General features: G+C 35.9%; 6 protein-coding genes and 1 pseudogene. 3 read left to right on the top strand and 4 right to left on the bottom strand.

The features are described from left to right. Positions 1-187: pseudogene (locus G577_RS11785) on the top strand (IS110 family transposase); the annotation flags it as partial. Between the two features lie 197 nt (positions 188-384). Here the strand turns inward: G577_RS11785 and lgt are convergent. The 3 genes from lgt to G577_RS0104915 all read right to left on the bottom strand — a co-directional run bounded on the left by lgt (position 385) and on the right by G577_RS0104915 (position 3,140). Next, on the bottom strand, positions 385-1,218 hold the full coding sequence (gene lgt, locus G577_RS0104925; protein WP_028790236.1) for a prolipoprotein diacylglyceryl transferase: 834 nt from the start codon (positions 1,216-1,218) through the stop codon (positions 385-387). Between the two features lie 15 nt (positions 1,219-1,233). After that, a complete protein-coding gene (hprK, locus tag G577_RS0104920; protein ID WP_028790235.1) occupies positions 1,234-2,169 on the bottom strand; it encodes an HPr(Ser) kinase/phosphatase in 936 nt (311 codons plus the stop codon). 158 nt (positions 2,170-2,327) lie between these two features. Continuing rightward, a complete protein-coding gene (locus tag G577_RS0104915) occupies positions 2,328-3,140 on the bottom strand; it encodes a histidine phosphatase family protein (protein ID WP_028790234.1) in 813 nt (270 codons plus the stop codon). 235 nt (positions 3,141-3,375) lie between these two features. Between G577_RS0104915 and G577_RS0104910 the strand changes: the two genes are divergently transcribed. Together G577_RS0104910 and G577_RS0104905 are read left to right on the top strand one after the other, a co-directional pair. Beyond that, positions 3,376-4,074 carry a response regulator transcription factor gene (locus G577_RS0104910; RefSeq protein ID WP_028790233.1) on the top strand — a complete coding sequence of 233 codons (699 nt, stop codon included), beginning with the start codon at positions 3,376-3,378 and terminating at the stop codon, positions 4,072-4,074. 5 nt (positions 4,075-4,079) lie between these two features. Next, positions 4,080-5,795, top strand: a complete 1,716-nt coding sequence (locus G577_RS0104905) for an ATP-binding protein (RefSeq protein WP_028790232.1) — start codon at positions 4,080-4,082, stop codon at positions 5,793-5,795. A gap of 72 nt (positions 5,796-5,867) precedes the next feature. Here the strand turns inward: G577_RS0104905 and G577_RS0104900 are convergent, their stop codons facing one another. After that, positions 5,868-6,755, bottom strand: a complete 888-nt coding sequence (locus G577_RS0104900) for a phosphate ABC transporter substrate-binding protein PstS family protein (protein ID WP_028790231.1) — start codon at positions 6,753-6,755, stop codon at positions 5,868-5,870. Positions 6,756-6,834: the final 79 nt, after the last annotated feature.

Genomic DNA, 6,834 nt, shown 5'->3' with positions numbered 1-6,834 from the left:
TGCCAATTCTGTCAGTCGGCATTTGCCCGAATATCAAGCCTTTTATCGTAAAAAGTATCAAGAAACACCGAAACATCAACACAAAAGAGCCCTCGTTTTAACTGCAAGAAAATTTGTGCGCTTGGTGGATACGCTACTACGGAACCACCAACTCTATACGCCACCTAGGAGCGTGATAGAAAAATAACGAAAAAGTTATTTGCGCATTGCTAGGGAAACAGCCTATGAAAACGCTTGATTTGCATAGGCCTAGTTCAGTGCGCCTATTTTTTAGTGGTAGAGTAACAATAAATTCATTTTTTATCTTGACTCTTTACCACTATGCTTAAATTCTCTTCCTATGAACTCGTTTTGATTTTATCATAATTTAATTTTGAAAGCTTGTTATATTATAAACTGATTTTTGCCCCTAGTGGGATCATAATCTTTTAGCTGTGCATTTCTTTGACGTCGCCAGAGTAAAAAAGCCCAGCTAGCCAAAAATAAGACAAGCGAAAGAAGTTGGGAGATACGAATAGAACTAAATAAATATAAACTATCCGTACGCAGTCCTTCAATAAAAAAGCGTCCAAAACTATACCAAATCACATAGCTTAAAGCCACTTCACCTTCTTTAAACAAGCCTTTTTTTCTACGTAATAACAACAATAAAATAAACCCTAGTATACTCCAAACCGATTCATATAGAAAAGTTGGCTGGCGATAAGCCCCTTCAATATAAACGTTATTAATAATAAAATCTGGAATATATAAGTTTTCTAAAAAACTTCTTGTTGTTATTGGTCCATAGGCTTCTTGGTTTACAAAATTTCCCCATCGTCCAATCGCTTGAGCGATGAGGACACTTGGCGCCGCGATATCTAAAAATCGCCATGTCGGAATAAAATTTCTTTGACAAAAGAAAAGTAGCCACAGACCTCCTGCGATTAGCCCACCATATATCGCTAATCCTCCAGAACGTAAATTAAATATTTGAATTGGATCGTTCAAGTAAGGTTCAAAATTAAACAAAACATAATAAAGACGCGCACCGATAAAAGCAATTGGTAAACCAGCTAACATAAAGTCAGACACATCGTCTTCTTTTAACCCAACACGCTCGGCTTCTCTAGCACTTAACCACATAGCCACAATAACGCCTGATACAATGATAATGGCGTACCAATAAATATCGATACCAAAAATTTCAAATGCCGTTCGGCTAATTCCTTCTGTCATTACCTTTCCTCTTTTCTATAAATCAGAATTTTCTTCAATCAGACGTGTCAATCTATCTTCAAAGGATTTTGTTGCATCATATCCCATTGTTTTAGTACGAAAGTTCATTGCTGCTACTTCAATAATAATTGAAAGGTTTCTTCCAGTTTTTACAGGGATTTTAACTTGTGGTATATCCACACCATTTAATTCTACTGTTTCATCAGAAGTCCCTAAACGATCATATTTTTTATCTTTTTCCCAGCTTTCTAAATAAACAGCCAATTGGATTTGCATCTTCCCCCGTACCGCACTGGCGCCAAATAAATGCATAACATCGATAATGCCGATGCCCCGAATTTCAATCAAATGTTCTAAAATTTGTGGTGGTTCACCAATCAAAGTTAATTCGTCTTGTTTATATATATTCACTCGATCATCTGCGATCAAACGATGGCCTCTTTTAATCAATTCGAGTGCTGTTTCGCTCTTTCCAATGCCACTATCTCCTTGCAGCAATACACCTAAACCATATACATCTACTAAAACACCATGCACATTTTCTCGCGCAGCTAAACGTCCATCTAAAAAGCTGGAAATCTGCCCTGACAAACGAGAAGTAGTGATTTTAGAACGTAAGATAGGTAATTGGTTCTCAGCGCAAGTCTTGAACATTTCTTCAGGTATTTCCAGTCCTCTTGAAATAATAAAAGCTGGAGTGTCTTCTTCACATAAACGACGCATAATCATCAAACGTTCTTCAGACATCATTCGTCGCGCAAAAGTTATTTCTTTACTACCGAACAGCTGCAAGCGATCATGCGAATAATAATTAAAATAGCCTGTTAACTCAAGGCCCGGACGAGAAACATCTCCAGTGATAATTTCGCGCGATAAGGCTTTTTCATCTCCACTTACGATTTCTAAGTCTAAAGCCTTTGCTAATTCGCCTACTTTTACAGTTTCTGCCATTTAGCTTCCTCTTTTCTAACCTTATTTTCTTTTTTATTTTATCATTGAAAGCAAAAAGATACTAGAAAGAAAAAATTCTAGTATCCTTTTATACAAAGAAATTTTTATTAATTTTAATGATAATTCTTTTTTCTTAACTAGTTTTTATTTAGAAAGAGCTAATTTTCTCCTTCTTCTAAGTAAGAAGTATCCCCAATACTTTCAACATCCAGGCTACCATCTTGATAATGGATTTTGGTGACACTAGCGTTTTCTAGTGAGTCACCCTCATATTTATCTGTCATATCTGCTAGCATTACATTAATGGACATGCCATGACTTACAACTAAAACATTGCCGCCGCCTTCTTGGCTCTGATCCTCTGCAATCTTTTCAATAGCATTGGTCATTCGTTCTTGAACTTTCTCAGCTCCTTCAGCATAACCAGATTGGTCGGCATAATAATGAGCGTTGGCTAACCAGGACCATTCATCCTCTCCAGGTTCTCTTTTTTCATCTTCATATTCTTCATAAGAATCATAACCAGCTTCTTTGGCTTGGTCTTCATCGATAGTATCTAAAGATTCTCCTTCAAATTGACCAGAACCAGCTTCTCTAAGACCTTTCAGTTCTTGCACTTGTTCGTTATCTTCCTGCCCTAACCCTTCTAAAACCGCATCTGCCGTATCATACGATCGTTTCATATCGCTAGAATAAACGGCTTGAAATGAAATATCCTCCTGAGCCAGTCCCTTTCCTAAATCAACAGCCACTTCTTCTCCTTCTTCAGTTAACGGTGTATCTGACCAACCCTGTACTTTATCTAAATCGTTAAACATCGTTTCTCCGTGTCTAGTCAAATAAATTGTAACCTCTCCACTATCTTCTGTAGTTGTTGTGCTCGTCTCAGCTGTTTGTTCTCCTTCTTGCGCACAACCTGCTAACCCTAATAAACCAACTGTAAACACCCCAATAATTAATTTCTTTTTCAAAATATTCCCTCCTTATTTTTAGAAAGCGTTTTTAAAATAAATGTTACGTAAAAAGTTATAGAAAGTCAACTATGTTTTATAGAAAAATAAAATGAAATCGATACTTTTTAGTCACCTTTTATGCGATATTAGGTTTTTTATAATAGTTCTTTTCATTTTTCCATGCTAAAATATAAATAACATTACCATTAGCATATACTCAAATTTTACCATAGTAAAAGATAGGAAGTAGGACATGAAAAAAATTTTAATTGTTGACGATGAGCCTTCGATTATTACTTTATTGAAATTTAATTTAGAAAAAGAAGGATATGAAGTAACTACCGCAGAAAATGGCAAGGATGCTTATGAAATTGCAAGCACACAGTCTTTCGATTTTATTATTTTAGATATTATGCTCCCTTTAATTGATGGCATTGAGGTAACCAAGAAACTGCGTCAAGAAAAAATTGACACACCTATTTTAATATTAACAGCAAAAGATGACTCTGTTGACCGAATTTTGGGCCTAGAGATTGGTGCAGATGATTATTTAACTAAACCATTTAGTCCTAGAGAAATTATCGCCCGTATGAAAGCTATTTCTCGACGTTTAGAACCACGTTCAATATTAGATGATAATGAGTCTTTGCCTGAAACTCTTCGCGCCGGAAATATTTTGTGTAATCTAGCAGATCATCAGGTAACTGTTAATAATCTTCCTGTTGAATTGACACCAAAGGAATTTGAGTTATTAGTCTATTTTATGAAAAGAAAGGGAAGAGTCATTAGTCGTGATACTTTGTTAGATCGTATTTGGCATTTTGACTTTGATGGGCAAAATCGCATTGTTGATGTACATGTCGGCCATTTAAGAGAAAAAGTGGAAGATGACCCCAAACACCCCAAATATATTCAAACGGTTCGAGGCTTTGGCTATAAATTTCAGGAGTAATCACAATGAATAAAAAGAAACGCTTATATGCTGGTTGGTTCATTGGTTTACTGTTTTTATTCTTTAGCAGTTGGCAACTTATCAGCCATTTCTATGACCAACAAGTACTCAATCAGCATGAAGAATTTTTACAGCAAAAAACTTACTCTTTTATCCGCTTGATCGAAAATGATCAAGCTAATTTTGAAGAGATCGCTACAGATTATGTAGAAGATTCAGAAGAAAGAATCACGCGGATAGACAGTGAGGGCGATATTCTTTTCGATACATTTAATCCTGCACTTTCTGGGAGTCGCTCCCAGCGTCCAGAAGTAAAAGCAGTGATGGAAGGAAATTCTTTTGGACAATCTCTTCGTATGAGTCCTACCTTAGATCAAGAGGTCCTTTACGTAGCTATCCCACTCAGACAAAACGGAGATATCCGTGAGATTATTCGTATGGCAGAACCTTCAAGTAGTTTTTTACCAGAAGCTAACCAAATGAAACAAGCTATTTTTCTTGTCAACTTGGCCTTCTGGATGATACTTGCAATCAGCATTTTTGTCATTTTACGTAGAAGAAATCGTCCTGTGGAAACCATCTTACCCGTTATCAAACAGATAATAAACAAACCTAAGCAACAAAAGATGATCATGCAAACTTCTTCAGTATGGAGAGAACTCTATCAAAATATTAATACTTTAAGTCAACAAATGGGTGATACCTATCATGCCTATACCTCTTCAGAAAAACAGTTTTATACTTTATTAGATGAATTAATGGTTGGCGTTTTTATTATCGATGACAACGGTAAATTAATATTTATAAATCAAGCATTAATAAAACAGTTAAATATAAAAAATTATAAAGAAGAGCAGCCCTTTGAAACCGTCATTACCGAACCCCAGTTCATTCAGATGGTCTATCAATCAAATAAATCAAACACATTAAATAAAGAGATACGTATATCAAACTCAAACCGATTGTTAGATGTTACTATTCGTACGTTTAAAGATTCTGGATATGTTTTTGGTGTTTCTTATGATATGACACGGATTGCTCAATTAGAAAAATTACAAAAAGATTTTGTAGGTAACGTAACTCACGAACTTAAAACACCAGTCACTTCTCTAATTGGGTTTACTGAAACTTTACTTGATGGTGCTAAAGAAGATCCGCAAACATTAGATTCATTTTTACAGATTATGCAAAAAGATGCTTATCGTTTACAAAGTTTAGTCCAAGAAATCATACAATTATCCAAAACTTCAGAGATAAATGAAGCTACAACTTCAGTGAACATCAATCATCTTATAGAAGAGATAATCTATGATTATACTACCATGATGACCCAAAAAAATGTGAATATTGAAGTCAATGGGTCGAAAGATCTTGTTTTTAATACAAATATTGAACTGTTTCAACCAATCTGTAAAAATTTAATTGAAAATGCTATTCATTATGCTTTCTACAATGGTCAAATTACTATCACTTTTTATTCTAAAGATGGTCACTTGATTTTATCAGTAGAAGATGATGGGATCGGAATAAGTTATGAAGAACAAGAACGAATTTTTGAACGCTTTTATCGAGTGGACAAAGCTCGTTCGCGTAATTCAGGTGGCAATGGGTTAGGTCTTGCAATTGTTAATGATTATAGTAAATTGCTTGGTGGAAAAGTTGAAATCGATAGTTTCCCAGGAATGGGAGCAAAATTTATTGTCACACTCCCTCTTTCATAAACTTTATTATAAAAAATAGACCAAGTAACTGCTTTTCCAGCTACTTGGTTTTTAATTTTGCCAAGGGGCGTTCTACTCTATTTCTTTAACTTCGCCATCGGCGTCACGTTCTACTTGCATTTCTGTAATAGGAAGATACCCCAATTCTCTTACAAGCCCTTCTTGGATACCATCAGAAACCATGAAATCTAAGAAATCCTGTACCTCTTGTTTCGGTTCTCCTTGAGTATACATATGCTCGTAAGACCAGATTTCCCAATCGTTGGTTTGAATAGCTTCTTCAGTAGGTTCTACACCATCAATGGCTATTTCTTGCAATGAATCATCCAAATGCGATAATGCTAAATAACTGATTGAACCTGGAGTATCGGCCACAATTTGTTTTACTGCACCGGAAGACTCTTGTTCTTGTGTTTGTATAGTCTCAGCACCATCTAAAGCCCACTGTTCAAACGTATCTCTGGTTCCACTTCCAGAAGCTCGGTTGACTACTGAAATTTCTTGATCTTCGCCCCCAACTTCTTGCCAGTTTGTTATTTCTCCAGTAAAAATATCAATTAATTCTTGTTTAGATAACTCGCTAACACCGACATCCTGATTTACCACAGGAGCCATTCCCACTACAGCTACTCTATGATCCACTAAACTATCGGCATCTACACCATCTTGTTCTTCAGCAAATACATCTGAGTTTCCGATGGTGACTGAACCATTTTGGACTTGGCTTAAGCCAGTTCCACTGCCACCACCTTGAACTGAAATATTATAATTAGGATTTTCTTGTACAAATTCTTCTTGCGCTGCATCAACTAAAGGTTGTAACGCTGTTGAACCAACAGAAACAATCTCCGTTTGACCTTGGCTGGCTTGCTCAGAACTTTCCGTATCGCTAGCACCATTGCCAGCGCAACCACCTAACAAAATTCCCGTTAACATCAACAGTCCCGTTATTTTTTTCATCCCTTTTCTCCTTTCAACTATTAAACGATCGTCATCTCTTATGACAACTTCAGCTTAACAATCGAACATAAATAAGAGA

It is taken from the genome of Tetragenococcus muriaticus DSM 15685 (assembly GCF_000423785.1).
Classification (GTDB): Bacteria; Bacillota; Bacilli; order Lactobacillales; family Enterococcaceae; genus Tetragenococcus; species Tetragenococcus muriaticus.
This window is presented reverse-complemented; position numbering and strand designations above follow the sequence as displayed.